Raw genomic sequence first — 24,046 nt, forward strand, 5'->3', positions numbered from 1 at the left:
ATACTCCGAATCGGTTTCCCTGTCTAATTCACAAATTAGACTATGATTCTCATACGAAAAAAGAGTAATATAGTAGAGATAAGCGTACAACCGTTACCAGGAATTGGATCATGCTCTTGCGAGCGAGGAGGAATCGAAATGAGCGAATATAGATATGATGTCGTCGTGCTTGGCGGGGGCATTGGAGGATATACGGCGGCGATTCGGGCGGCACAGCTCGGCAAAACGGTCGCGGTCGTCGAGCGGGACAAGATGGGCGGCACCTGCCTGCATCAGGGCTGCATCCCGAGCAAAGCTTTGCTGCGCAGCGCGGAGGTATTTCAGGCGATGCGGCACAGCGAAGAATACGGAATCGCGGCGGCGTCCGTAGAGCTGAATTTTGGCCGGGTGCAAGAACGCAAGCAGAAGATTGTGGATCAGATGCACCAGGGTTTGCAATTTTTGATGAAAAAAAATAAAATTACGGTCCATCACGGCAACGGCCGCATCATCGGCCCTTCGATCTTTTCGCCGCGCAGCGGGGCGGTTTCCGTCGAGCGGGAGGATGGCGAAATCGAGATGCTGCTCTCGCAAAATCTGATTGTCGCGACCGGCTCCAGACCACGCGATTTGCCGGGTCTTACGGTCGACGGGCAGTATATTTTGTCCAGCGAAGAGGCTTTGCGTTTGGACCGGCTGCCGGAGTCGATTATCATTGTCGGCGGCGGCGTGATCGGGGTCGAATGGGCGTCGATGCTGAGCGATTTTGGCGTCAGTGTGACGATTGTCGAGTTGGACAAGCATTTGGTCAGCCAGGAGGATGCGGATATTTCCAAAGAGCTGGAGCGTTTGTTTAAAAAGCGCGGCATTCGCATTGTTACGGGCGCAAAAGTGCTGCCCGAGACCGTCACGATCGCTGACGGCAAAGTGATGCTGCAGGCCGACCGGCAGGGCGAAACTATCCCGCTTACAGCGGACAAAGTGCTCGTATCGGTCGGACGCATCGCCAACACGGAAGGCATCGGGCTGGAAAATACGGATATTAAAATCGAGCGGGGCTTCATCAGCGTCAACCGCTTTATGCAAACGACGGAATCGCATATTTACGCTGTCGGCGACGTTGCAGGCGGCTTGATGCTGGCGCATGCGGCCGGTCATGAAGGCATATTGGCGGCCGAACATATCGCCGGTCGGACGCCGCACGAATTGGCGGCGCATTTGGTGCCGAAGTGCACGTATACAAGACCGGAGATTGCCAGCGTCGGCTGGACGGAAGTGCAGGCTGTGGAGCGCGGGCATCGCATTAAGACGGGCAAGTTCAGCTTCAAGGCGGTCGGCAAGGCGCTTGTATACGGGGCGGCGGACGGCTTCGTCAAAGTTGTGGCGGATGCCGATTCGAACGACATTCTCGGCGTGCATATGATCGGTCCGCAGGTGACGAACAGCATAACGGAAGCGGCTTTGGCGCAGGTGCTCAATGCGACACCGTGGGAAGTCGGCCAAACGATTCACCCGCACCCGACGTTGTCGGAAGCGCTTGGGGAAGCGATGCTGGCGGTTGACGGCGTGGCGATAAACGGATAACTCATTTTGCGGATTAGAAATTGTAATCGGAAGCAAATGCGTTTATAATAAGCTTATAGAGTCAAGTCTTAGGACCAGGTAATAAATATGTTTATTTTAAGGAGGCAACCTCCATGTCAATCGGTCAGCTTTATAAGCATAGAAGTTTGGGGCTTTCGGACGAAGATGCCGTTCGGATGTATACGATCATGTCGCTCACCAATAAGTACGATGAACGCGGCCTTATGCTGCAGCGCGCCGGTAAAGTTCCGTTCCATATCGGCGGAAGCGGGCAGTATGCAGGACAAGTGGGGATGGCTTTTGCGCTGCAGGCGAATAAAGATTATTTTCTGCCTTATTACCGGGATTTTGCTTTCGTGCTGGCGATCGGCATGACGCTTAAAGATCTGATGCTGTCGCTGTTTTGCAAAGCGGAAGATGTGAGCAGCGGGGGACGGCAGATGCCCGGACATTTCGGCGACAAGAAAAACAATATCGTGACGGGCTCGTCTCCGGTTACGACGCAAGTGCCGCATGCTGTAGGCATCGCGCTGGCAGCCAAGATGAAAAAGCAGGATTTCGTCACGTTCGTATCCTTCGGGGAAGGCTCCAGCAACCAGGGGGATTTCCATGAAGGCTGCAATTTTGCGGGCGTTCACAAGCTTCCGGTTATTTTTGTATGTGAAAACAATCAGTATGCGATTTCCGTACCGCTTCACAAGCAGGTATCCGGCAAAATCGCGGACAGGGCGATCGGGTACGGATTCCCGGGCTACCAGGTTGACGGAAGCGATGCGCTGGAAATGTACCGGGTCATGAAGGAAGCCAGGGAAAGAGCGCTTCGCGGCGAAGGCCCGACATTGATCGAAATGATGTCTTACCGTCTGATGCCGCATTCGACTTCGGATGACGACATGCTTTACCGGACTAAAGAAGAAGTTGAAGCGAACCGCCAGAAGGACGGCATCATTAAATTTAAAGAGTATTTGATGGAATGCGGTTTGTGGAGCGAGGAGCAGGACCGCGAGCTGCAGGACAAGCAAAAGCAGGAAGTTAACGAGGCTACAAAGTATGCGGATTTGGCTCCGTTTCCGAAACCGGAAGATACGCTCCTCCACGTTTATGCGGAAGGAGATGGCGTATAACATATGGCAGTGATCACATATTTGGAAGCGATCCGTTCTGCGATGCAGGAGGAAATGCATCAGGACGACAACGTCTTCGTGCTCGGCGAAGACGTGGGCAAGGGTGGTGTCCTGAACACCACCAAAGGGCTGCGCGATCAGTTCGGCGAAGATCGCGTGCTCGACACCCCGCTGGCGGAGTCCGCCATTGTCGGGGTGGCGATCGGAGCGGCGATGTACGGCATGAAGCCGATCGCCGAAATCCAGTTTGCCGATTTCATCTTCCCGGCAACGAATCAAATCATCAGCGAAGCGGCCAAAATCCGCTACCGCTCGAACAACGACTGGAGCTGCCCGGTCGTCATCCGTGCGCCTTACGGGGCAACCGGCGCCAGCGCCTTGTACCATTCCCAGTGCCCGGAATCGGTGTTTTTCGGCACGCCGGGGCTGAAAATCGTAGCGCCTTCGAATCCTTACGATGCCAAGGGGCTGCTGAAGGCGGCGATCCGCGACCCTGACCCTGTGCTGTTCTTCGAGCACAAGAAGTGCTATTTGGCGCTTTCCGCAGACGTGCCGGAGCACGATTTCATCGTGCCGATCGGCAAGGCCGACGTCAAGCGCCAAGGGACGGACATCACGGTAATCGCCTACGGGATCGCCGTTCATTATGCGCTGATCGCCGCCGAGGAGCTTGCGAAGGAAGGGATCAGCGCGCATGTGCTGGATCTGCGCTCGCTGCAGCCGCTCGACAAGGAAGCGATTCTTGAAGCGGCGTCCAAGACTGGCAAGGTGCTTATCGCGCACGAGGACAACAAGACCGGCGGCGTCGGCGCCGAAGTTTCGGCGATCATCGCCGAGGAGCTGCTTTTCGAGCTTGACGCGCCGATCGCCAGGCTGTGCGGTCCTGACGTTCCGGCTGTCGGCAACAATCCGCCGATGGAGAAGTTTTTCCTGCTCAGCCCGGATAAGCTGAAGGACGCGATGCGCAAGCTCGCCATGTTCTAAGAGAAGGCTTGATAACGGAGCTTGGCAGGTTGGATGGGGCCGTGTTCCGTTTTGAGCTGCCGGTTTGTACGGATTGGAACGGCTGTTTGCGGCCGGTTTTGCAATTATAAATTGTTATTATTTAGGGCGCCGCTGTCGAGAATGCGGAAAAGTTTTGCAGCTTTTCCGCATTGTGCGGGGGCCTGATTAGGAGGTACCTACATGAACGGTACAAACAGCCGGATCGCGGAGGTCACGATTCCGCACCTGGCGGAAAGCCTTGTGTCCGCAACCGTTGGAAAATGGCTCAAGCAGCCCGGCGACTATGTCGAGCAATACGACGTCATTTGCGAGTTGTTTACGGAAAAAGTAAATACGGAGATGCCTTCGCCGATTGAAGGCAAAATTGTTAAAATATTGGTCGGCGAAGGGGAAACCGCCGCTGTCGGCGAGGCGATCTGCCTGCTGGAGCTGCCTGCTGAGGATGGCGCAAGCGAGCCGCAGCAGGGCTTCGGGGCGCAAGGCGGAGCGGTTTCGCCTGCCGCCGGGGCTGCGCTGGCCGCAGGCGGCGATCAAAGCATGCGGGGCCGGTTCTCGCCGGCTGTCCATCGGTTGGCGATGGACAATAACGTCGATCTGTCCCGGGTAACGGGCACAGGTCTCGGCGGCCGCATCACCCGCAAGGATGTGGAGCAGTTCATCGCCTCCGGCGGAACTGCTGCGCCGGCCGGGCAGCCGGCTGCTTTGGCGGCTGCGCCTGCGGCAAGTGCGGTGCCCGTCCCTCCGGCTGCGCCTGCGGCTGCGGCAGATTTGACGCAAACCGCCGCCAAAATGCCGGTGCGCAGCTCTGGCATTCATCTGTCGGCGAATCCGCCTACGCCGCTGATCGAGGTGGAAGGCCAAACATCGGATGCGCGCAACGAATATTTCATCGATGTTACGCCGATCCGCAACGCGATTGCGACCCGGATGCGCCAGAGCGTAACGGAAATTCCGCACGCCTGGACGATGATCGAGGTGGACGTGACGAATCTCGTCGTACTGCGGAACAAAGTGAAGGACGAGTTCATGCGCCGGGAAGGCATCAATTTGACATATTTGGCGTTTATGCTTAAAGCGGTCGTCAACGCCATTAAAGATTATCCGATCATCAACTCCGTATGGGCCGTCGATAAAATTATCGTCAAGCGCGACATCAACATCTCACTGTCCGTCGGAACGGAAGATTCGGTATTGACGCCGGTCATCAAAAAAGCGGATCAGAAAAACATCGCCGGACTGGCCCGGGAAATCGACGAGCTGACGAAAAAGACAAGAGCGGGGAAACTGGCGCTGAACGACATGGTGGGCGGCACGTTCACGGTCAACAATACAGGCTCCTTCGGCTCGATTTTGTCGTATCCGATCATTAACTACCCGCAGGCGGCGATCGTGACGTTCGAATCGATTGTGAAGAAGCCTGTCGTAATCCAGGATATGATTGCCGTGCGTTCCATGGTCAATCTGTGCCTGTCGCTTGATCACAGGATTCTGGATGGCGTAATTTGCGGAAGGTTCCTGCAGCGGGTGAAGGAAAATCTTGAGGGATATAATTCCGAAACGAAAATATACTAAGCTTGTTACAACCGCCCTGCCGAACTTGCTTACAGGAAGTAGCTGAAAGAAAGCAAAAGGCTGGACAACACCATCGTAATCAACATTACGTATATGACGATTTTGAAAACGAGCTTGTTTTGGAACATGCGGTTCACCCCTTTTATCCCGGATCGCCGGGAGATTTTACAGCTTGTACCTACTTATTGTAACTCATTGCATGTATCGGAGGAAAGTCCATGATCCAGGAGAAACGTTTGGTCCAAGAGTTTATCTCGCTCGTGCAGGTGGACAGCGAAACGAGATTCGAGCAAGAAATCAGCAAGGTGCTCAAAGAAAAATTCGCCAGCCTCGGCCTTCAAGTAGCCGAAGACGATTCTGCGGCCAAAAGCGGGCACGGCTCGGGCAATCTGATCTGCACGCTGGAGGCGACGGACGCGAATCCGGCAATTCCGGTCATCTTCTTCACTTCGCATATGGACACGGTCGCGCCCGGCAAAGGCATCAAGCCGCAAATCGGCGAAGACGGCTATATCCGCAGCGACGGAACGACGATTCTGGGCAGCGACGATAAAGCGGGAATTGCGGCGATGCTCGAAGGAATCCGCGTTTTGAAGGAACAGAATATTCCGCATGGCCGCATTCAATTCGTCATTACCGCTGGGGAAGAGAGCGGGCTCAAAGGCGCCCGGGCGATGGACGCCAAATGGATGGAAGCAAAATTCGGCTATGCCCTGGATTCTAACGGCAGCATCGGCGATATCGCTACAGCCGCTCCAGGCCGCGCGGAAATCGAAATTATTTTCCACGGCAGATCGGCGCATGCCGGCGTCAATCCCGAAGACGGAATCAGCGCCATTCAAGTGGCGAGCAAAGCGGTTGCGCGCATGCAGCTCGGGCGCATCGACAGCGAGACGACGGCGAACATCGGCAGCTTTTCCGGCGTCGGCCCGCTGAACGTCGTATGCGACCGCGTCAAGATGGAAGCGGAAGCGCGGAGCATCGTGCAGCCGAAGCTGGAAGCGCAAATCGCTTCCATGCGCGAAGCTTGCGAATCGGCCGCTGCAGATGCCGGGACGACCTGCGAATTCAATGCAGAAATCGTGTACGCATCCTATATGCATGCCGACGACGCGCCGGTCGTGCAGCTCGCTGCAAGAGCTCTGTCTACGCTCGGTTTGCAAGCTCATACGTTCCACTCCGGTGGGGGCAGCGACGCCAACATTTTTAACGGTATAGGCATCCCGACGGTCAACCTGGCTGTCGGCTACGAAGAAATTCATACGACCAAAGAGCATATCGCCGTCAGCGATCTCGTAAAAACGGCGGAACTGCTCGTCGCGCTTGTGAAAGAAGCGGCAAAAAGCTAAAAGTCTGTCCGACGAACTCAGTAGACGTGGGAAATGACGGATGCTGTGCAGCGTTAGCGTATATATGCAAGTAACTCCTAACATGATGGACCCGCTCGGCGTCAATAACAAACCACCCTTTGCTCAGCCGAATGGCTGGCAGAGGGTGGTTTTGTTTTGTGCCGTCCAGCAGCCCGCACACCCGCAAAACCTGCACAAGAGCACACAAGTGCAGGTTTTGCGACGCAAGCGGTTCATTTTGAGAGATAGTCAAATTGTTGATAAAGCAACGGGGGAGAGGAACCAAAGGGGGCAGCCGCCCTCAACATATGTCTCTCCTGCACGAGTTGCGGAGCTAAAGCGGGGGCACTAGTCGGCTTGGTGAGGGAAAAACCTGCGATAGTGCAGGTTTTTCCTCTGAAATTGGCTTATTTTGGCGAAAAGCCTGCAAAAGTACAGGAATTTTCGATGAAAATGAATCTGAGCCCCTGTTCGCGGCGAAAAGCCTGCACATATGCAGGAATTTGTCGTAGCCGGCGTAACCATCGAGCAAAAACTGTACTTTTGCAGGTTTTCTTCGCGCAACCCGGCAGATGTGGACCGGCTCTAGCGTGTGGGTTCCTCGCCAGCCTGGATTGTGCAGGTTTTTTCGATAAACGGGCCCGAGCTCATGTATTCGCAAAAAAACCTCCCACATTTGCAGGAATGTTTCGCGGAAAGCGCATCGACGAGGAAAGTCGACCGACCGCCGTCATGCAGCGAAACACCGCGCGCTGGGAGCTGCGCGCGGTGCGAGAAAACTACACTATAGCAGGCTTTCCGCTCGCTGCCAAGCAGAAGCGGGATCTCCCGGCGTGGCGGTTTTTTCAACTGCACGCCATAGCAGGCTTTCCGCTTGTTTATTTCACCTTGAATTGCGAAGCCGAGTTGGCTAGCTCATTGGTCAAGCTGTCGATGCTTTCCACCATAGCCGCGAGCTTTTGAATCAGTGCCGACTGTTCCTGGATTGTGGCGCTCACTTCTTCCACTGAAGCCGATACTTGTTCTCCCGAAGCGGACAAGTTTTGGGATGATCCGACGACTTCGTCTTTAACGACTTCCATCAGATCCACTTCGTCGGCCATGGATTTAATTTGCCCGATGATGTCCGTAACGTGCTCGATAATCGTTTCGAACGATTGCCGCGTTTTTTCGACGAATTCGTTCGCTTGGACTGCGATCGCGTGGATTTCGCTCACGCTTTGGTTGTTTTCATCCACTTGTTCTAGCGTCTGCTGAATGATCTCGTTGATAACGCCGGATTGCTGCGAGGATTGCTCGGCCAATTTGCGGATTTCCTCGGCTACGACGGCAAAGCCTTTTCCGTGCTCGCCCGCTCTGGCTGCCTCGATGGAAGCGTTCAACGCCAGCAGGTTGGTCTGTTTGGCGATATTGCCGATCGCCCCGGTTATATTGCGGATATGGTTGGAGCTTTCCACAAGCTGCGCCGTACTCGAAGAAATTTTTTGCACTTCCTGCTCGTTTTTGCCGTTGACTTCGATCAGGCTTTCTATAATTTCCCTGTTCTCATGGAATACCACGATGATCGCTTCGGATCGTTCCTTGATGAATTGTGTCCTGCTGTTCAAATGCGCGATTTTTTCACCAAGATCATAAAATTTGGAAGCGATTTGTTCGGTCTCCCGAGATTGAGACTCCATGGCTGTGGCGATTTCCGTCGTTGTGACGGATGTTTCATTAATCGATTGGGACGCATTTTTCGACGTTTGTTCCAATTCGTTCGTGCTTTCGTTCAGCACTTCGATGGAGCTGTTCATACCGGCGATCAACAGTTTATTTTTTTCCGCCATAACATTAAAGTTAGCCGCCAGTTGTCCGAATTCGCTCGTAAACTTGCCCTCGGCCTGTACCGTTAAGTCCCCTTCGGACAGTTTTTTGAACAAGTCCGTCAATTTGACGATCGGCGATGTGATGGTTCTCGATAAAAGCAGGCCGGCCGCTATCGCGATGACGAAGGCGATGAGTGCCGCGATCACGATATCTTTGAACAGATCGTCCAAAGGTTTGTTAATATCCGCATATTCGTCGGCAACGACTACCGTCCAGTCGGACTTCGGAATTTTGACGTAGCGGAAATAAGTATCTTTGCTGGCGATGTTGCCTTGCAGCATTCCGTCCGTTGGATTTGGTTTCAGCACTTCCGCATACATATCGGCATCAAGCTTTTGTCCGACCATGTCCGGAACTGCGGAATGATAGATGATCGTTCCTTGACGGCTGGCGACGAACACTCTTCCGTCCCGGTTGATTTTAACATTTTTTAAGTTTTCGACGAATAAAGATGTGTTGATTGTGCCTATATATACGCCTAGAACTTTGCCGTCCTCATCTTTTACGGGCTGGGCGAACACCGTTACTAAGATATTTTGCGTTTTCGAATAGAGCGCATCGCTTATGGTGAATTTTCCCTGGAGAGCTTCTTTTAAATATTCCCGATCCGAAAGATCCACTTTCACACTGCCCGGATTGCTGCTGGCTACGGTAAGCCCTTGAGTATCAACCAGCGACAGTGTTTGCATGCCGGGAGATCCTTTAAGGCTTTGAGCGAGAATGGCGTTCGTTTTTGCCTGAAGGTCGTTTTTTGCGGAAAAGAAATCCGTGTCGGACAGCTTCTTTTGGTTTCTGAGCTTAAGCAGATCCTTGGATGTGTCCTGAACGGAGGTAAGGTAGGAGCTTTGCTCCTCCAGCTTCATGATCGAATACAGATTTTCCCCGATCCGCTCTGCGTTCATATCGATCTCGCCGCTGCTTTTGGCCAGCAGCAATTTTGATGCAAACATGTAGGAAAAGATGCTCGTACCTGCAAGAACAAGAATGACCAAAATGCTGATCCATATGGGCAGTTTCACCCGCAGGGATACTTGAGAAAATGTCTTTCGCTGTTTGTTGGCTGTTGATGTCGTCATTTTGGCTCCTCTTTCTGTTTTAAAAATGCAACTTGATTGCTCATTCATATATATCGGCGAATGCTTTTGAACTTTGAACCGCATATCGCCCAGATTGCTCATTTATTTTTGATTCGAACCGGATAGGGGATAACGCATGATTTTTTGGAAAAAAGGGGTTGTTGCGGAATGTTTGTCCGCTCGGAGCGGGATGCAAACCGTCATCGTGGCGGCGGCGGACGGGAGCAGGCAGCGGGCGGTTCATGACACATCCGTATTTCGGCTGCTGGAAGAAGGGGATGAAGTGCTGCTCAACGCAACGGCGGTCGAGCTTGGGCTGGGAACGGGAGGGGTCCATTTCGTAGCGGCGCCGCTCGGCGATGCGTCGTATCCGGCTGCGCAGTCATCTGAGGGCCATATCGTCAAGCTTAGATATACGCCGCTGCAGCGGGTTGTCCGGTCCGTGGAGGAGGCGGGAAGTCCTTTTCACGATCTGTTTGACGGGGAAAAGACGCTGGAGGGAATGCCTGTGCTGCTTGGCGATCTGCACAGCATGCTGCCTGCCGCCGTTAGCTGGATTCGCTACCGGGAACGATGCGCTCCGCTGTGGAGAAAGCTGCGCATCGCTTATGTAATGACCGACGGGGCAGCGCTGCCGCTGGCGTGGAGCGAGCATGTGCCGAGGCTGGAGAGCCTCGGCTGGCTGGATGCGACCGTTACGTACGGTCACGCTTATGGGGGGAACTTGGAGGCGGTCAACAAGTTCAGCGCACTGCTAGCGGCCAGGCACGCGGCCGGAGCGGATCTGTGCATTGCCGCGATGGGGCCGGGCATCGTCGGCACAGGCACCCGCTACGGCCACTCGGGGCTGGAAGTCGGCGAGCTGTGCAGCGCGGTTGCCGTCCTCGGCGGGACGGCCGTCGTGATGCCGCGCCTAAGCTTTGCCGATCCGCGGGAGCGCCACCGCGGGATGAGCCATCATACGCTCACGGCTTTGCAGGTGGCCGCGAGCGGCGCATACGTCCCTGTTCCCGCATTGGCGGAGGAACAGCGGCAGTTGATCGAGGCGCAGTGGAACAGCGCCTCTTTGCAGAGGCACCGGCTTGTCCGGGCGGCCGGTCCGACGCTGCTAGCCGCGGAGGAGGCGCTGGGTGCGTACCCGGTTCCGATTACTTCGATGGGAAGGGGACTATCCGAAGATCCTGCGTTTTTTTTGGCCGTTTGCGCGGCTGCGGATTGGGCGTTCGATTTATGTAGTCGATCAATTTGACGTCTTTACCGGCGGTTTGCGCCATCCGCTGCAAGCAGTGGCGGATTTCCCAAGCTTTGCCTACAAGGCGGATTTGCCGGTCATCGATATAGCTTTTCATCGCGAGTCCCCCATCTTCTTCGAAAGATTTGATATAATGATCTTTATGCGGAGGCCGGACAAGCTATGTCAGCCTTTTGCCGGATGAGATATTCAATTAGGAGGAAAAGCAATTATGACCAATCCACATAAGAAGTTTGAGGAAATTACACTGCGGACCGAGCCTATCTTTACGGGGAAGATCATTTCGCTGCAGGTCGACCACGTGCAGCTGCCGAACGGGGAGACGGCTACGCGGGAAATCGTGAAGCATCCCGGCGCGGTTGCCGTTCTGGCGCTTGTCGACGATAAAATGATCGTCGTCGAACAGTACCGGAAGCCGCTTGAGAAAAGCCAGGTGGAAATACCCGCGGGCAAGCTCGACGCCGGCGAAGATCCGGCCAAGGCGGCGCTGCGCGAGCTGGAAGAGGAAACCGGGTACCGCAGCGAGCATATCCGGCACGTCAGTTCCTTTTATACATCGCCGGGGTTTGCCGACGAAATTCTTCATTTATACGTAGCGGAAAACTTGGTCAAAGGCGAAGCGCGTCCGGACGAGGACGAGTTCCTGGAGTGCGAAGCGATCACGTTGGAAGAGGCTCAGCAGTATATCCGCGAACAGCGCATCAGCGATGCCAAAACGATCATGGCCGTATACGCCTGGCAGCTGTATAAGCTGACCGGGAGCATTTAACAATGAATTTCTATTACGCTGATCTTCATATTCATATCGGGCGTACGGAAAATGGGAGCGCGGTCAAAATCAGCGCCGCGGGCGATCTGACATTTTTCAATATCGCGCGCGAAGCTTCCGGGCGCAAAGGGATGCAGATGATCGGCATCATCGACTGCCACTCCCCGACTGTGCAAGAGGAGATCATGATGTATTTGGACCGCGGAGACATGCTGGAGCAGGACGGCGGCGGAATCCGTTACCAGGAATCGGTCATCATGCTGGGCAGCGAAATCGAAGTGCGCGACCCGGGCATGGGCCCGGCGCATCTGCTCGCGTATATGCCGGATTTGGCCACGATGCAAGATTTCACCCGGTTTATGCAAAAGCATATGAAAAATCCGGAGCTCAGCTCCCAGCGCATCTACGTGCCGGCCAAAACGCTGCAAGAGGAAGTGCTCGGGCGGGGCGGGATTCTCATTCCCGCACACATTTTCACGCCGCACAAAAGCGTGTACGGCAGCAGCTCGACCCGCATGGAGCATCTGCTTGATCTGGACGGCATTGCGGCCGTCGAGCTGGGGCTTAGCGCGGATACGGAGATGGCGGGCCTGCTCTCGGAACTGGACCGGTTTGCGTTCGTGACGAACTCGGACGCGCATTCCCTAGGCAAAATCGGGCGCGAGTACAACGAGATCAAGCTCGCCGCGCCGAATTTTCAAGAACTGGTAAAAGCTTTGCGCGGGGAGGAAGGACGTGGTATTGCCGCGAACTACGGCTTAAATCCGAGGCTCGGGAAATATCACCGCACTTACTGCGGCGATTGCGAATCGATTCTTGACGAGAGCGTCACAACTGTGGAACGCTGCCTGTACTGCGGAAGCGGCAAAATTGTGCGCGGCGTCATGGACCGGATACTCGCCTTGGCCGACCGGGAGCAGCCGTATGTGCCGGCCAGCCGGCCGCCGTACCGCTACCAGGTCCCGCTGGAGTTCATCCCGGGGCTCGGCCCCAAGAAGCTGGATCAACTGCTGCACGCTTTCGGCACGGAAATGAACGTCCTGCACCGGACGAGCAGCGACAAGCTTGCCGCCGTCGTCGGCGAAGAAATCGCCGCCTGCATCGTCCAGGCCCGGGAAGGCCGGCTTGAGCTGGAAGTGGGCGGGGGAGGCAAGTACGGCAAAGTAAGCAAAAATCATTCATAGATTCCCGCTCCCCTTCATAAGCTTGTCTTTGTAAAGGTTGTTTGATGAAGGAAGGGGCAGCGGGATGAACAGAAACCTGTCGATGAAGCAGTATTTGAGAGACAACGTGCCTCTCTTTGTATTTGTTTCCGTGCTGTTTATGATTGGCGTCGTATTCGGGTCGGTGATGGTGGGCGCGCTGTCGCTTGAGCAGAAGCAGGAGATGTCCCGGTATCTCGGCAGTTTTTTTCACGAAATGACGGGCGGGGCCGAGATTGACGGCAGGCAATCGTTCGTGCAATCATTCGGCATGCATATGAAATGGATATTGCTCATTTGGCTGTTCGGTTTGTCCGTGATCGGACTGCCGCTAATATGGGTGCTCGATTTTCTGAAAGGCATGCTGATCGGTTTCACGGTCGGGTATTTGGTCGGGCAAATGTCGTGGAAAGGGATGCTGTTCGCGCTCGTTTCCGTAGCGCCGCAAAACCTGATCGTCGTTCCGGCCATCCTGTTTTGCAGCGTTGCCGCCTCATCTTTTTCCATTTTTATGATCCGCAACCGGTTTATCGGGCGTAAAGGAACGATCTACCAGCCGTTCATGAGGTATACGTCCATTACGCTGCTGATGGGCATATTCATGATCGGCGCGGCGCTGTGGGAAGGTTATATGTCCCAGAGCATGATGAAATGGGTAACCCCGATGCTGGAAGGGTTGTATTGATTTGCTCCCTGACATCTTATGTTTGACTTTGCCAGTATGCTCCCCCTATAATGAAGAAAGTGGCTGAATACGGGCGTCTTTGCCCACCGGACCGAGGGGGAGGAGTATGGAAGCAAGAATCGAGAAGATCAAGCAGCAGCTGCAATCCCAAGGGTACAAGCTGACCCCTCAACGGGAAGCGACAGTGCGGGTATTGCTCGAGAACGAAGAAGATCATCTGAGCGCTGAAGAAGTATTCATGCTCGTTAAGGATAAAGCGCCTGAGATCGGTTTGGCGACCGTATATAGAACGCTTGAACTGTTAAGCGAGCTTCATGTGCTGGAGAAAATGAACTTCGGCGACGGCGTGGCCCGGTATGACTTGAGAAACGACAACACCCGTCATCATCACCATCATTTAATTTGCGTGCAGTGCGGCGCGGTCGATGAAATTATGGAAGATTGGCTGGGACCTCTCGAGGAGCGTCTGGAGAAGGAATTTCAATTTCATGTGCTCGATCATCGGCTTGATTTTCAAGGCATTTGCCATCGCTGCATCGATACAGTAAATCAGGACTCACCAGATAAACCGAAATAAGAATGCTTGTGTTCGCTGCGGCGAGCGCAGGCATTTTTTTGCATGATCAGCGGCCGCCTCACATAAACTTGCTGCAGGCATGGGTACATTATGAGGTATACTTCGGAATGGAAGAAGGTAGGGAATATGGCGTCCAGCCCATTTGTCATTGGAGTGCCCAAGGAAATTAAAAATAACGAAAACCGGGTTGCGCTTACGCCGGCCGGAGCGGGAATGCTGCACGCGGCCGGGCATCGGGTGCTGGTGGAGAGCGGTGCGGGAGCGGGCAGCGGATTTCCGGACGAAGATTACGTCAAGGAAGGAGCGGCCATTTTGCCGGAAGCCGCGGAAGTTTGGGCGCAGAGCGACATGGTCATGAAGGTGAAGGAACCGCTTCCATCGGAGTACGTTTTTTTTCGCGAGGGGCTTATTCTGTTTACGTACTTGCATTTGGCCGCGGCGGGACAATTGGCGGAGCAGCTTGCGAACAGTGGAGTGACCGGCATCGCCTACGAAACGATTCAACTGCCGGGCGGAGGGCTTCCGCTCCTGACACCGATGAGCGAAGTCGCCGGCAGAATGTCCGTGCAAATCGGCGCGCATTTTTTGGAGAAATATTACGGCGGCAGGGGCATTCTGCTTGGCGGCGTTCCAGGGGTGCCGCCGGCGGACGTGATCATTCTCGGCGGCGGCATCGTCGGCACGAACGCGGCCAAGATGGCGCTTGGGCTCGGGGCCAACGTCGTCATTATCGAGCGGAGCGCCGACCGGATGCGCGCGCTGGATGACATTTTCGGCGGCCGCATCCGCACGCTGATGTCCAATCCCTACAATATCGCCAATGCGGTGCAAAAGGCCGATCTGCTGATCGGCGCCGTCCTCATCCCCGGGGCGCGGGCGCCGAGGCTCGTCTCCGAAGCGATGGTCCGGCAGATGAAGCCGGGCGCGGTCATCGTCGACGTCGCGGTCGATCAGGGCGGCTCCATCGAGACGATTGACCGCGTAACGACTCACAGCGACCCGACGTACGAGAAGCACGGGGTCATCCACTACGCCGTGGCGAACATGCCCGGGGCCGTGCCGCGCACGTCCACCCTTGCGCTGACGAATGTGACGATCGCCTACGCGCTTGAGCTCGCCGCCAAAGGGTTTGCGCAAGCGGTCACGGACAACTCGTCCCTGCTGGCGGGCGTGAACACATACCGCGGGAAAATTACGCATCCTGCCGTTGCGCAGGCGCTCGGACAGCCGTGGGTGAAGTGGTCCGAAATGGCATAAATGCGCGGGAACGATCATATCCTGTCCCTAAAAGGAAGCGGGAAAAGGGGACAGGACTATGATCTTTTCGTATCGGAAGCTGCTAGCCCGGTTGCGGTTCGCGGTGCTTTTTATCGTGCTGACGCTCGCTCTTTACCAGGTTATGGCCATGGTTTCCGGCTGGATACAGCCGGCGAACAAATACAAGCCGCCTGCCGGCAGAGCGGAGAAAGTATTTCAGCCGCACCAGCATGCGTCACTTCCGGAGTCGGGAACGATGAGCGACAGGCTGCGTTTGTTTTATTGGTACGGCGAATAACCGTAAAAAAGAGGAAAATGGGAGCGAATCGTGGAATGCTTACTTTAGCTTCAAGGAAATTTGGCGAGGGGGGCATACCGGCATGATGATCAATGACCTTCAGGCCTTCATCCGCTTTTTGTCGGCGGAACGGGGATTATCCCGGAATACGCTCGAATCCTATGAGAGGGATTTGCAGCAGTTTGCAGCTTATCTGCAAGAGCAAGGCCTTACAGCCTGGAGGGATTCGGGCAAGACGCACGTTGCCGGTTATTTGGCCAAGCTCAAGCAGCTTGGAAGAGCTTCCGCTACGCTGTCCCGCAGCATCGTTTCCATTCGGGCGCTGTATCAGTATTTGGTTCGCGAACGTCTGGCGGATTCGGATCCTACTATTTATATAGAAGCGCCCAAGCCGGAGAAAAAGCTGCCCAAAGTGCTTTCGGTCAAAGAAGTAAGCACGCTGCTGGAGGCTCCCCGCGAAGATACGGCGAACGGCTCGCGGGACAAGGCGATGCTGGAGCTGCTGTATGCGACGGGCATTCGCGTTTCCGAATTGATCTCGCTGAACGTTGACGACGTCAACATCTATATGGGTTTTATCCGCTGCGTCGGCAAGGCGAACAAGGAGCGCAACATTCCGATCGGCACACTTGCGATCCGCTGTCTGCAAGCTTACTTGACCAAGCACCGGACGAAGCTGGCCAAGCAGACGGACCAAGGGGCGCTGTTCGTCGGACATTTAGGCACGCGCATGACGCGCCAGGGCTTTTGGAAAATTTTGAAGCGATATGCCGAAGAAGTGAACATTACCCGCGATATTACTCCGCATACGCTGCGCCATTCTTTCGCCGCCCACCTGATTGAAAACGGAGCGGATTTGCGGTCCGTTCAAGAAATGCTGGGACATGCCGATATTTCCACAACGCATATGTATACGCAAGTCACCAAGCTGAAAATGAAAGAAGTGTACGACCGTGCCCATCCCCGGGCCCATATGTAAACGCAGGAGCGGCTGTCTCGGAGCAGGAGGGCCGTTTTTTTGCATTCATTCCCGGGAAATGAGATAATATAGGGTGGTTATTGAAGCTTTATTTGGAGGGAAGCATATGCGTTTTGAACGGATTAGTGTAATCGTCCTTGACAGCGTCGGCATCGGCGAATTGCCGGATGCGCAGCGCTTCGGCGACTTGGGTTCGCACACGCTGGGCCACATTGCGCAGCGAGTGGAAGGCTTCGCACTGCCGAATTTGCAGAAAATGGGTCTTGGCAGCATCGCCGAACTGAAAGGCATACCTGCAGCAGACGCGCCCGAAGGCTATTATGGCAAAATGGCCGAAGTATCCGTCGGCAAAGATACGATGACCGGTCACTGGGAGCTGATGGGACTCCGCGTGACGATTCCTTTCAACGTGTATCCGGACGGATTTCCGGAGAAGCTGATCCGTCAATTTGAAGAGGAAACCGGACGCAAAGTCATTGGCAACAAGCCGGCGTCCGGTACGGAAATATTGGACGAGCTCGGCGAAGAGCAGATGAAAACGGGCGCGTGGATCGTCTATACGTCCGCAGACAGCGTATTTCAGCTAGCCGCGCACGAGGAAGTCATCCCGCTGGAAGAGCTCTACCGGGCATGCAAAATCGCCAGAAAGCTTACGCTTCAGGAGGAATTTGTAGTCGGACGGGTCATTGCCAGACCGTATGTCGGGCAGCCGGGTGCTTTCAAAAGAACCCCTAACCGCCATGATTATGCGGTGAAGCCGCCTGCGCCGACCGTGATGAACCACCTCAAGGATGCGGGTTTCGATGTCATCGCAATCGGCAAAATCAACGATATTTTCGACGGCGAGGGCGTGACGCAGACGACTTCGACGAAGAGCAATCTGGACGGCATTCAAAAAACGATCGAGGCCATCCGCACTCCTTTTAAAGGGCTAGCCTTCACTAATTTGGTCGATTTCGATTCGCTTTACGGCCATCGGCGCGATCCCGTCGGATATGCGCGGGCGCTGGAGGAGTTCGACGCCCATTTGCCGGAATTGAAAGCGGGAATAGGCCCGAACGATCTGCTGATCATTACGGCCGACCACGGAAATGACCCGATTCACGCAGGAACGGATCATACGCGGGAGTACGTTCCCGTTTTGATCTATAGCCCCAGCTTGCAGTCGCCCGCCTCAATCGGCGTCCGCGCTACGTTTGCCGACCTGGGAGCGACGATCGCCGACAATTTTGGCGTTCCGACCGCCGGAAACGGCGAAAGCTTTTTGTCGCTGCTGAAATAATCATTCATTGGGAGGGATTCGCATGTCAGAAATGTCGATGATGCAACAAATTCAGGAAGCGGCAGCTTACATTAGCAAGGAAACGGGGATCAAGCCGCAAATCGGCCTGATTCTCGGGTCAGGGCTCGGCGTGCTGGCCGACTTGATCGAGCAGCCGATCGTTGTGGATTACGCCAACATTCCGCATTTTCCCGTATCGACGGTGGAAGGCCATGCGGGCGAATTGGTCGTAGGCTCGATTCAAGGCAAGCAGGTGCTCGTCATGAAAGGCCGTTTTCATGCTTATGAAGGCTACGGCGCGCAAACCGTATCGTTTCCCGTCAGAGTGATGAAGGAGCTTGGCGTGCAAACCCTGATCGTTACGAACGCGGCCGGAGGGATCAACACTTCGTACCAGGTTGGCGATCTGATGGTCATCAGCGATCACCTGAATCTGACGTACCGCAACCCGCTGATCGGTCCGAACGACAACGCCCTGGGCGTCCGCTTTCCGGATATGTCCGAAGCCTACAGCAAGCGTTTGCGCAAGCTGGCGCACGATGTCGCTGCGTCGCAGGACTTCTCCTTGCAGGAAGGCGTATATGTGGGCTTGCTCGGCCCCAACTACGAAACGCCTGCGGAAATCCGCATGTTCCGCACGCTCGGCGGGGATGCGGTAGGGATGTCGACGGTGCCTGAAGTTATCGTTGCCCGTCATGCGGGCATTGAAGTGCTCGGCTTCTCCTGCATTTCGAACATGGCCGCCGGCATTCTGGATCAACCGCTCTCGCACCATGAAGTTATGGAGACGACGGAAAAAGTGAAACCGAGATTCCTTAAGCTCGTTCTTGGCATCATTGCAGCTCTTTAATAGGACTAGGAGGACTTACTTGTGGAATTGACCTACATACAGCAAATTCAGGAAGCCGCCGCATACATTGCGGGCCGTCTGGGCGGCGTGAAGCCCGCTATCGGGCTTGTGCTCGGTTCCGGCCTGGGAGATATGGCTCATCAGGTAGAGAATCCGGTCGTCATCGACTACAGCGACATTCCGCATTTTCCGGTATCGACCGTAGAAGGCCATGAGGGCCGTTTTGTCGCCGGCACGCTGGAAGGCAAGCAGGTCATCGTGATGCAGGGCCGCTTTCATTATTACGAAGGCTATTCGATGAAAAAGGTCGTGTTCCCCGTCTACGTGATGAAAGCGCTGGGCGTCGAGGCCGTCGTGATGACCAATGCGGCCGGCGGCATGAACCGTGGCTTCCGGGCCGGGGATTTGATGGTCATCAGCGACCACCTGAATATGACCGGCGACAACCCGCTGATCGGGCCGAATCACGCCGAGCTTGGCGTCCGTTTTCCGGATATGTCAGAAGCCTATAACCGCGAGTACCGCGCGCTTGCTCACCGGCTGGCGGCATCCATCGTCGACGAGAACGGCGCAGCGCTGAAGCTGCAGGAAGGCGTATACGCCGGTATTACCGGACCGACTTACATGACGCCGTCCGAGCTGACGATGCTGGCTAGGGTAGGCGGGGACGCTATCGGCATGTCTACCGTCGGCGAAGTAATCGCCGCCCGCCATGCAGGGCTCAAGGTGCTGGGCATTTCCTGCATTACCGACATGGCGATCGGGGAGGAGCTTGAACCTTTGACGCACGAGCAGGTTGTAGCTGTGGCGAATCGGACCAAGCCCAAGTTCATCGCGCTCGTAAAAGGATTCGTACGGGAAGTCAAGCTGGGCTGAGAGGCATATATTTTTTCGGACCAACTGCTTTAGACCTATTAAATGCGGGGGAATCATGCTACAATATGGTTACTTGGAACTAGGTGTCTGTCCGATGAGGTCCGTGGAATGTATACACAAAAGTAACTCCGTCGGACAGACTCCTATGTGAATTGGCCTGATCCCGGTTAGGCCCATCTCCGATACAAGGATGTGATGGAGCATGTCAACCCCGCAATTAATGGTCGCCAACTGCCCGCGCTGCGGCAAAGTATTTCAGAAAAACTTGAGAAATCAATGTTCCGATTGTTCCCGGAGCATGGATACGGCGCTTAACGGCTGTCTGGATTATTTGCGCAAACATTATAAATCGACTTGCCATGAGGTTAGCCTGAAGACGGGTGTTTCCACCCATCAGCTGTACGCCTGGATGAAAGAAGGCAAGCTGCTGCTCGCCGACTATCCGAACCTGTCGTATCCGTGCGAAACTTGCGCTGCGCCGATCCGCAAGCACAAAATGTGCCCGGATTGCCTGGTGCGGCTGAACCGAGATATTCAGGCTCTGCAATTGAAGGAACGTCCCGGCCCGCACAGGGGCGCAGCGCTTGGAACGGCGGGCGCTTTTCAGATCAGCGGCAGAATCGGCCGCGTCTAATATTTTGTATATTGGGCAATAGTAAAAGTACTTCCTCCGCAAGGAGGATATTTTTTCGAACGGCGTTTTCACATTTTTGTCACAAAACCGTCAATATTTTGCCACCATATCCGTATGGGATTGTTTGGAGTTGTTAGGTAAAATAGATGAAGCGATCACATTATGGGGGGATATTGCATGCAAAAATGGATTTTCTTTGTGTTATTTATTGCTGCGGGGGCACTGGGGCTGGGAGTCCTTTTTCAAGATATTTCCGCACGCCAGCAGGAACGGGAAGCGGACGCTGCAGCCAGCAAAGGACAGCAATTGAAAATCGTAGCATCGAACTGGCAGTTTGACGCGGCCGACTACACAGTCAAGAAAGGCGAGCCGACGAAAGTGTCCATGTCTTTGAAAGAGGGCATTCATGCGGTCGATATTAAAGGGGACGGCTTCGAAATCAAGCTGACTAAAGAAAATCCTTCCCAGCAGTTCACGTTTGACAAACCGGGTACATATGACATTGAGTGCGTGCTTCCTTGCGGAGAAGGCCATGCAAAAATGAAATCGAAATTAATCGTTCAATAAAAAATGACACGACAGAGGGAGCGCCGAGCGCCTCCCTTTTTTCATCTGACAGGAGGAATATGTCCATGAGAATGGTAGATTTGATCCATAAAAAACGGGCGGGCGGCGAGCTGAGCCAACCTGAAATAGAGCATATCGTCAGCGGCTATACGAAAGGCGATATTCCAGATTATCAAATATCCGCGCTGCTGATGGCGATATTTTTTAACGGCATGACCAGCGAAGAGACGTCGGCGTTGACGATGGCGATGGCCGGGTCCGGAGATATGATCGATTTGTCGGCGATCGCGGGCGTAAAAGTCGATAAGCATTCCACTGGGGGAGTGGGCGATAAAATCAGTCTGATCGTCGGGCCGATCGTCGCTTCCCTCGGAGTTCCGGTGGCCAAAATGTCCGGGCGCGGACTCGGCCACACCGGCGGAACGGTGGATAAGCTGGAAGCGATCCCGGGATTTCAAATCGAATTGACGAACGAGGCGTTCATTGAGGCGGTCAACCGCAACAAAATCGCGATCGTCGGACAGAGCGGCAACCTTGCCCCTGCGGATAAAAAGCTGTACGCGCTGCGCGATGTGACGTCTACCGTCGACTCGATTCCGCTGATCGCCAGCTCGATCATGAGCAAAAAGATCGCTTCCGGGGCGGACGCCATCGTGCTGGATGTAAAAATCGGTTCCGGTGCGTTTATGAAAACCGCCGAGGAAGCGGGAGTGCTGGCCCGCACGATGGTCGACATCGGCCAAAGCTTGAACCGCAACACGATTGCGATGATTACGGATATGGAGCAGCCGCTCGGCCGGCAAATCGGCAACGCCAACGAAATCCGCGAATCCATCGAAGTGCTGCGCGGAGCGGGCGAGCACGATTTGACCGAGGTGGCTGTCTCGGTCGCCGCTTACATGGTCGTGCTCGGCAAAGCGTTCGGCACGTTCGAGGAGGCGCAGGCCGCGGTGCGCGATATTATCGCGAACGGCAAAGCCATCGACACGCTGAAACGTTTTATAGCGAGCCAGGGCGGCAATGCCGACATCGTTGACCGGCCGGAATTGCTGCCGGCAGCAGCGTACCGGCTGGAGGTGCTTGCACCTGCGTCCGGTTATGTGAACCGGATCGAGGCGGAGCAAATCGGCATCGCCGCGATGCTGCTAGGCGCCGGCCGCGCGAAAAAAGAGGATCAGATCGATTATTCCGTCGGCTTGACGCTGAACAAAAAAATCGGCGACGCCGTATCGGCCGGCGAATCGATCGTGACGATCCATGCGAATCGTCAAGACGTGCGGGAGGTCGAAACGATGATTTTGCAAGCTTACACCATCGAAGACCGGCAGCCTCCCGCCACCCGGTTGATTTACGATGTGATTGTTTAAGCGAACTGTTGTTCTCGCAGAGAGAGGACAATTGCCGAGTACGAACAAAAAGCACCTTCAAAACCGTTGAGGTTGAAGGTGTTTTTTTTATTGCTTGGGAAATATTAGGTGCCCAGAAGCCTACAGGTGTCCACTTGCCAGAGCCGGTCGCACCATCTTGCCTTGTTGCGCGAAAAAAACCTGCAAACATACAGTTTTTGCTCGATGGATGCGTTAACTGTGACAAATTCCTGCAATTGTACAGGTATTTCGCCGCGAACATGGGCTCTAGTTCATTTGCATCGAAAATTCCTGCACAATTGCAGGCTTTCCGCGAAAATGAACCGTTTTTATGGAAAAAACCTGCATTTTTGCAGGTTTTTCCAGTGCCAGGCCGTCCTTGCGCCATCCCGCTTCAGCGACGCAACCCGTGCTGGAGAGGCGTGGGTCGTGGGGCTGCCGCTGCCGCATTGCGGCTGTCAAGTTTTCGCCATACCGGCGGCTGCCGTATAGGCGGTTTCTTTTTCGGCATTTTTCCTCGATCTGGAATATTTTGTGGGCAAAACGTCAACACTGTTTAGCAGTACTTCAAGCTGCAATTTGCGGTCTTTGCTTCATACATTTCCAGGAGGGGTAGAATGACTATGCTTAAAAAAGGGCTTGTGAGTTTGATGTGTTGGCAGCTGCTCGCGCTGCTGCTGATGCCGGCGGCTTTTGCCGAAGAAAAGAAGGCGGAGCCGGTCGATTTGGCGCCGAACGCGCAATCCGCCGTACTGATGGACGCAGACACGGGTACGGTCATCGTCGATAAAAATAAGGATGCCAAGCTGCCTCCGGCGAGCATTACGAAAATTATGACCATGCTGCTGATCATGGAGGCGCTCGATCAAGGCAAAATCAAAATCGATGAAAAAGTCCGGGCTTCCGAATATGCGGCTTCCATGGGCGGATCGCAAATTTTTTTGGAGCCGGGTGAGGAAATGACGGTCCAGGAAATGCTCAAAGGCATTGCGATGGCTTCCGGCAATGACGCTTCCGTTGCAATGGCCGAGAAAATCGCCGGCTCGGAGCCAAATTTTGTACAAATGATGAATGAACGCGCACAGCAGCTTGGCATGAAAAATACGCATTTTTCAAATTGCAACGGGCTGCCTGTGGATAACCACTATACAAGCGCCCAAGACATCGCGACGATGTCGAGGGAACTGCTCAAGCACGATGAGATAACGAAATTTACCGGGGTATATCAGGACTATTTGCGCAAGGATACGGCCCATCCTTTTTGGCTGGTGAATACGAACAAGCTGGTTCGGTTCTATACGGGCGCGGACGGCCTGAAAACCGGCTATACGAGCGAAGCCAAGTTTTGCCTGTCGGCGACGGCCAAGCGGGACAATCTTCGCGTCATTGCGGTCGTGATGGGCGAACCGAACACGAAGACGCGCAATGCCGAGGTTACGAAGCTGTTCGATTTCGCTTTTGCCCAGTACACCAATTATCCGCTGTTCAAATCCGGCGACGACCTGGGAAGCTTTAGAATCAGCAAAGGCGAAGTCACATCCGTGCCTCTCGTAGCGAAGCAAAACTACAGCATTTTGATGAAAAAAGGAGAGCCTTCGCAAAACATCCGGCACGAGCTGCAGATCAACCCTAATCTGAAGGCGCCGATCCGGGCGGGGCAGTCTATCGGCAAAATCGTCGTATACAACGGCGAAACCGTGATGGCCGAGTATCCGCTGGAATCGCCGCTTGCCGTCAATAAAGCGTCCTGGTGGAAGCTGTTCAAACGGACGACTTCCAACCTGTTCCATACGAATTAACGGCCGGAATCACGAATAAACTCGCTTTTTTACTAGTTTTAGCGCTTTTCTTCTAGTTTTGTCGGGTGGCAGGAACTTCCACTTCCTTTGTAGA

At 54.6% G+C, this 24,046-nt stretch carries 23 protein-coding genes and 1 pseudogene; 21 read left to right on the top strand and 3 right to left on the bottom strand.

The window, feature by feature from the left end; all coding sequences use genetic code 11:
- Window positions 1–138: 138 nt before the first annotated feature.
- From lpdA to AC6RNO_RS08350, 4 genes are all read left to right on the top strand, one after another.
- The gene (gene lpdA, locus AC6RNO_RS08335) at window positions 139–1,563 is read left to right on the top strand and encodes a dihydrolipoyl dehydrogenase (protein WP_497105176.1); all 1,425 of its coding nucleotides are present in this window, start codon (window positions 139–141) and stop codon (window positions 1,561–1,563) included.
- A 113-nt stretch (window positions 1,564–1,676) separates the two neighbouring features.
- Complete coding sequence (locus AC6RNO_RS08340) at window positions 1,677–2,687, top strand: thiamine pyrophosphate-dependent dehydrogenase E1 component subunit alpha (protein ID WP_488436660.1); 1,011 nt, start codon at window positions 1,677–1,679, stop codon at window positions 2,685–2,687.
- A 3-nt stretch (window positions 2,688–2,690) separates the two neighbouring features.
- Complete coding sequence (locus tag AC6RNO_RS08345; RefSeq protein ID WP_474681505.1) at window positions 2,691–3,671, top strand: alpha-ketoacid dehydrogenase subunit beta; 981 nt, start codon at window positions 2,691–2,693, stop codon at window positions 3,669–3,671.
- A 201-nt stretch (window positions 3,672–3,872) separates the two neighbouring features.
- Complete coding sequence (locus tag AC6RNO_RS08350; RefSeq protein ID WP_474681504.1) at window positions 3,873–5,264, top strand: dihydrolipoamide acetyltransferase family protein; 1,392 nt, start codon at window positions 3,873–3,875, stop codon at window positions 5,262–5,264.
- A gap of 29 nt (window positions 5,265–5,293) precedes the next feature.
- Here the strand turns inward: AC6RNO_RS08350 and prli42 are convergent, their stop codons facing one another.
- Window positions 5,294–5,392 (bottom strand): stressosome-associated protein Prli42, encoded by a 99-nt coding sequence (gene prli42, locus AC6RNO_RS08355; RefSeq protein ID WP_474681503.1) that lies wholly within the window; start codon window positions 5,390–5,392, stop codon window positions 5,294–5,296.
- A gap of 90 nt (window positions 5,393–5,482) precedes the next feature.
- Here prli42 and AC6RNO_RS08360 point away from each other — a divergent pair, with 90 nt between their 5' ends.
- Window positions 5,483–6,613, top strand: coding sequence for a M20/M25/M40 family metallo-hydrolase (locus tag AC6RNO_RS08360; protein ID WP_488436661.1), 1,131 nt, complete (start codon window positions 5,483–5,485; stop codon window positions 6,611–6,613).
- 357 nt (window positions 6,614–6,970) lie between these two features.
- The gene (locus AC6RNO_RS08365; protein WP_497105177.1) at window positions 6,971–7,576 is read left to right on the top strand and encodes a hypothetical protein; all 606 of its coding nucleotides are present in this window, start codon (window positions 6,971–6,973) and stop codon (window positions 7,574–7,576) included.
- Here the strand turns inward: AC6RNO_RS08365 and AC6RNO_RS08370 are convergent.
- On the bottom strand, window positions 7,492–9,558 hold the full coding sequence (locus AC6RNO_RS08370) for a methyl-accepting chemotaxis protein (RefSeq protein ID WP_474681501.1): 2,067 nt from the start codon (window positions 9,556–9,558) through the stop codon (window positions 7,492–7,494). The two genes, AC6RNO_RS08365 and AC6RNO_RS08370, sit on opposite strands and share 85 nt — an antisense overlap.
- Before the next feature lie 136 nt (window positions 9,559–9,694).
- On the opposite strand from AC6RNO_RS08370, the gene AC6RNO_RS08375 reads away from it, so the two are divergent.
- Window positions 9,695–10,807, top strand: coding sequence for a DUF3866 family protein (locus AC6RNO_RS08375; protein ID WP_497105178.1), 1,113 nt, complete (start codon window positions 9,695–9,697; stop codon window positions 10,805–10,807).
- A 28-nt stretch (window positions 10,808–10,835) separates the two neighbouring features.
- On the opposite strand, the pseudogene mciZ reads toward AC6RNO_RS08375, so the two are convergent.
- A pseudogene (mciZ, locus tag AC6RNO_RS08380) lies at window positions 10,836–10,907 on the bottom strand (Z-ring formation inhibitor MciZ); the annotation flags it as partial.
- 114 nt (window positions 10,908–11,021) lie between these two features.
- Between mciZ and AC6RNO_RS08385 the strand changes: the two are divergent.
- From AC6RNO_RS08385 to AC6RNO_RS08450, 14 genes are all read left to right on the top strand, one after another.
- Window positions 11,022–11,579 (top strand): NUDIX hydrolase, encoded by a 558-nt coding sequence (locus AC6RNO_RS08385; RefSeq protein WP_474681499.1) that lies wholly within the window; start codon window positions 11,022–11,024, stop codon window positions 11,577–11,579.
- A 2-nt stretch (window positions 11,580–11,581) separates the two neighbouring features.
- The gene (locus AC6RNO_RS08390; protein WP_497105179.1) at window positions 11,582–12,763 is read left to right on the top strand and encodes a PHP-associated domain-containing protein; all 1,182 of its coding nucleotides are present in this window, start codon (window positions 11,582–11,584) and stop codon (window positions 12,761–12,763) included.
- A 64-nt stretch (window positions 12,764–12,827) separates the two neighbouring features.
- A complete protein-coding gene (gene spoIIM / locus AC6RNO_RS08395) occupies window positions 12,828–13,466 on the top strand; it encodes a stage II sporulation protein M (protein WP_497105180.1) in 639 nt (212 codons plus the stop codon).
- Window positions 13,467–13,572: 106 nt separating this feature from the next.
- On the top strand, window positions 13,573–14,043 hold the full coding sequence (fur, locus tag AC6RNO_RS08400) for a ferric iron uptake transcriptional regulator (RefSeq protein ID WP_474681496.1): 471 nt from the start codon (window positions 13,573–13,575) through the stop codon (window positions 14,041–14,043).
- 126 nt (window positions 14,044–14,169) lie between these two features.
- Entirely contained in the window at window positions 14,170–15,300 is a 1,131-nt protein-coding gene (gene ald / locus AC6RNO_RS08405; RefSeq protein ID WP_497105181.1) for an alanine dehydrogenase, read from the top strand.
- A gap of 58 nt (window positions 15,301–15,358) precedes the next feature.
- Window positions 15,359–15,598, top strand: coding sequence for a DUF4227 family protein (locus tag AC6RNO_RS08410; RefSeq protein WP_474681494.1), 240 nt, complete (start codon window positions 15,359–15,361; stop codon window positions 15,596–15,598).
- An 85-nt stretch (window positions 15,599–15,683) separates the two neighbouring features.
- Window positions 15,684–16,577, top strand: coding sequence for a site-specific tyrosine recombinase XerD (gene xerD / locus AC6RNO_RS08415; protein WP_474681683.1), 894 nt, complete (start codon window positions 15,684–15,686; stop codon window positions 16,575–16,577).
- Window positions 16,578–16,683: 106 nt separating this feature from the next.
- Entirely contained in the window at window positions 16,684–17,859 is a 1,176-nt protein-coding gene (deoB, locus tag AC6RNO_RS08420) for a phosphopentomutase (RefSeq protein ID WP_497105182.1), read from the top strand.
- 31 nt (window positions 17,860–17,890) lie between these two features.
- Window positions 17,891–18,709: a purine-nucleoside phosphorylase gene (locus AC6RNO_RS08425; protein ID WP_474681682.1), complete on the top strand. Its 819-nt coding sequence runs from the start codon at window positions 17,891–17,893 to the stop codon at window positions 18,707–18,709.
- Between the two features lie 21 nt (window positions 18,710–18,730).
- On the top strand, window positions 18,731–19,585 hold the full coding sequence (locus tag AC6RNO_RS08430) for a purine-nucleoside phosphorylase (protein WP_497105183.1): 855 nt from the start codon (window positions 18,731–18,733) through the stop codon (window positions 19,583–19,585).
- A gap of 202 nt (window positions 19,586–19,787) precedes the next feature.
- Window positions 19,788–20,219 carry a flagellar protein gene (locus tag AC6RNO_RS08435; protein ID WP_474681491.1) on the top strand — a complete coding sequence of 144 codons (432 nt, stop codon included), beginning with the start codon at window positions 19,788–19,790 and terminating at the stop codon, window positions 20,217–20,219.
- A 177-nt stretch (window positions 20,220–20,396) separates the two neighbouring features.
- The gene (locus AC6RNO_RS08440) at window positions 20,397–20,786 is read left to right on the top strand and encodes a cupredoxin domain-containing protein (RefSeq protein ID WP_474681490.1); all 390 of its coding nucleotides are present in this window, start codon (window positions 20,397–20,399) and stop codon (window positions 20,784–20,786) included.
- Between the two features lie 65 nt (window positions 20,787–20,851).
- Window positions 20,852–22,153 carry a pyrimidine-nucleoside phosphorylase gene (locus tag AC6RNO_RS08445; RefSeq protein ID WP_497105184.1) on the top strand — a complete coding sequence of 434 codons (1,302 nt, stop codon included), beginning with the start codon at window positions 20,852–20,854 and terminating at the stop codon, window positions 22,151–22,153.
- 623 nt (window positions 22,154–22,776) lie between these two features.
- The gene (locus tag AC6RNO_RS08450; protein ID WP_497105256.1) at window positions 22,777–23,952 is read left to right on the top strand and encodes a serine hydrolase; all 1,176 of its coding nucleotides are present in this window, start codon (window positions 22,777–22,779) and stop codon (window positions 23,950–23,952) included.
- The last annotated feature ends 94 nt before the right edge of the window (window positions 23,953–24,046 follow it).

It is taken from the genome of Paenibacillus sp. sgz302190 (assembly GCF_059820445.1).

Coding starts and splice junctions, on each gene's coding strand:
- AC6RNO_RS08445 (WP_497105184.1), top strand. CDS start 20,852: ATGAGAATGGTAGATTTGATCCATAAAAAACGGGCGGGCGGCGAGCTG.
- prli42 (WP_474681503.1), bottom strand. CDS start 5,392: ATGTTCCAAAACAAGCTCGTTTTCAAAATCGTCATATACGTAATGTTG.
- lpdA (WP_497105176.1), top strand. CDS start 139: ATGAGCGAATATAGATATGATGTCGTCGTGCTTGGCGGGGGCATTGGA.
- AC6RNO_RS08450 (WP_497105256.1), top strand. CDS start 22,777: ATGCTTAAAAAAGGGCTTGTGAGTTTGATGTGTTGGCAGCTGCTCGCG.
- AC6RNO_RS08360 (WP_488436661.1), top strand. CDS start 5,483: ATGATCCAGGAGAAACGTTTGGTCCAAGAGTTTATCTCGCTCGTGCAG.
- AC6RNO_RS08340 (WP_488436660.1), top strand. CDS start 1,677: ATGTCAATCGGTCAGCTTTATAAGCATAGAAGTTTGGGGCTTTCGGAC.
- AC6RNO_RS08390 (WP_497105179.1), top strand. CDS start 11,582: ATGAATTTCTATTACGCTGATCTTCATATTCATATCGGGCGTACGGAA.
- AC6RNO_RS08435 (WP_474681491.1), top strand. CDS start 19,788: ATGTCAACCCCGCAATTAATGGTCGCCAACTGCCCGCGCTGCGGCAAA.
- xerD (WP_474681683.1), top strand. CDS start 15,684: ATGATCAATGACCTTCAGGCCTTCATCCGCTTTTTGTCGGCGGAACGG.
- AC6RNO_RS08370 (WP_474681501.1), bottom strand. CDS start 9,558: ATGACGACATCAACAGCCAACAAACAGCGAAAGACATTTTCTCAAGTA.
- AC6RNO_RS08350 (WP_474681504.1), top strand. CDS start 3,873: ATGAACGGTACAAACAGCCGGATCGCGGAGGTCACGATTCCGCACCTG.
- AC6RNO_RS08425 (WP_474681682.1), top strand. CDS start 17,891: ATGTCGATGATGCAACAAATTCAGGAAGCGGCAGCTTACATTAGCAAG.
- ald (WP_497105181.1), top strand. CDS start 14,170: ATGGCGTCCAGCCCATTTGTCATTGGAGTGCCCAAGGAAATTAAAAAT.
- AC6RNO_RS08440 (WP_474681490.1), top strand. CDS start 20,397: ATGCAAAAATGGATTTTCTTTGTGTTATTTATTGCTGCGGGGGCACTG.
- AC6RNO_RS08385 (WP_474681499.1), top strand. CDS start 11,022: ATGACCAATCCACATAAGAAGTTTGAGGAAATTACACTGCGGACCGAG.
- AC6RNO_RS08375 (WP_497105178.1), top strand. CDS start 9,695: ATGATTTTTTGGAAAAAAGGGGTTGTTGCGGAATGTTTGTCCGCTCGG.
- spoIIM (WP_497105180.1), top strand. CDS start 12,828: ATGAACAGAAACCTGTCGATGAAGCAGTATTTGAGAGACAACGTGCCT.
- deoB (WP_497105182.1), top strand. CDS start 16,684: ATGCGTTTTGAACGGATTAGTGTAATCGTCCTTGACAGCGTCGGCATC.
- fur (WP_474681496.1), top strand. CDS start 13,573: ATGGAAGCAAGAATCGAGAAGATCAAGCAGCAGCTGCAATCCCAAGGG.
- AC6RNO_RS08345 (WP_474681505.1), top strand. CDS start 2,691: ATGGCAGTGATCACATATTTGGAAGCGATCCGTTCTGCGATGCAGGAG.
- AC6RNO_RS08410 (WP_474681494.1), top strand. CDS start 15,359: ATGATCTTTTCGTATCGGAAGCTGCTAGCCCGGTTGCGGTTCGCGGTG.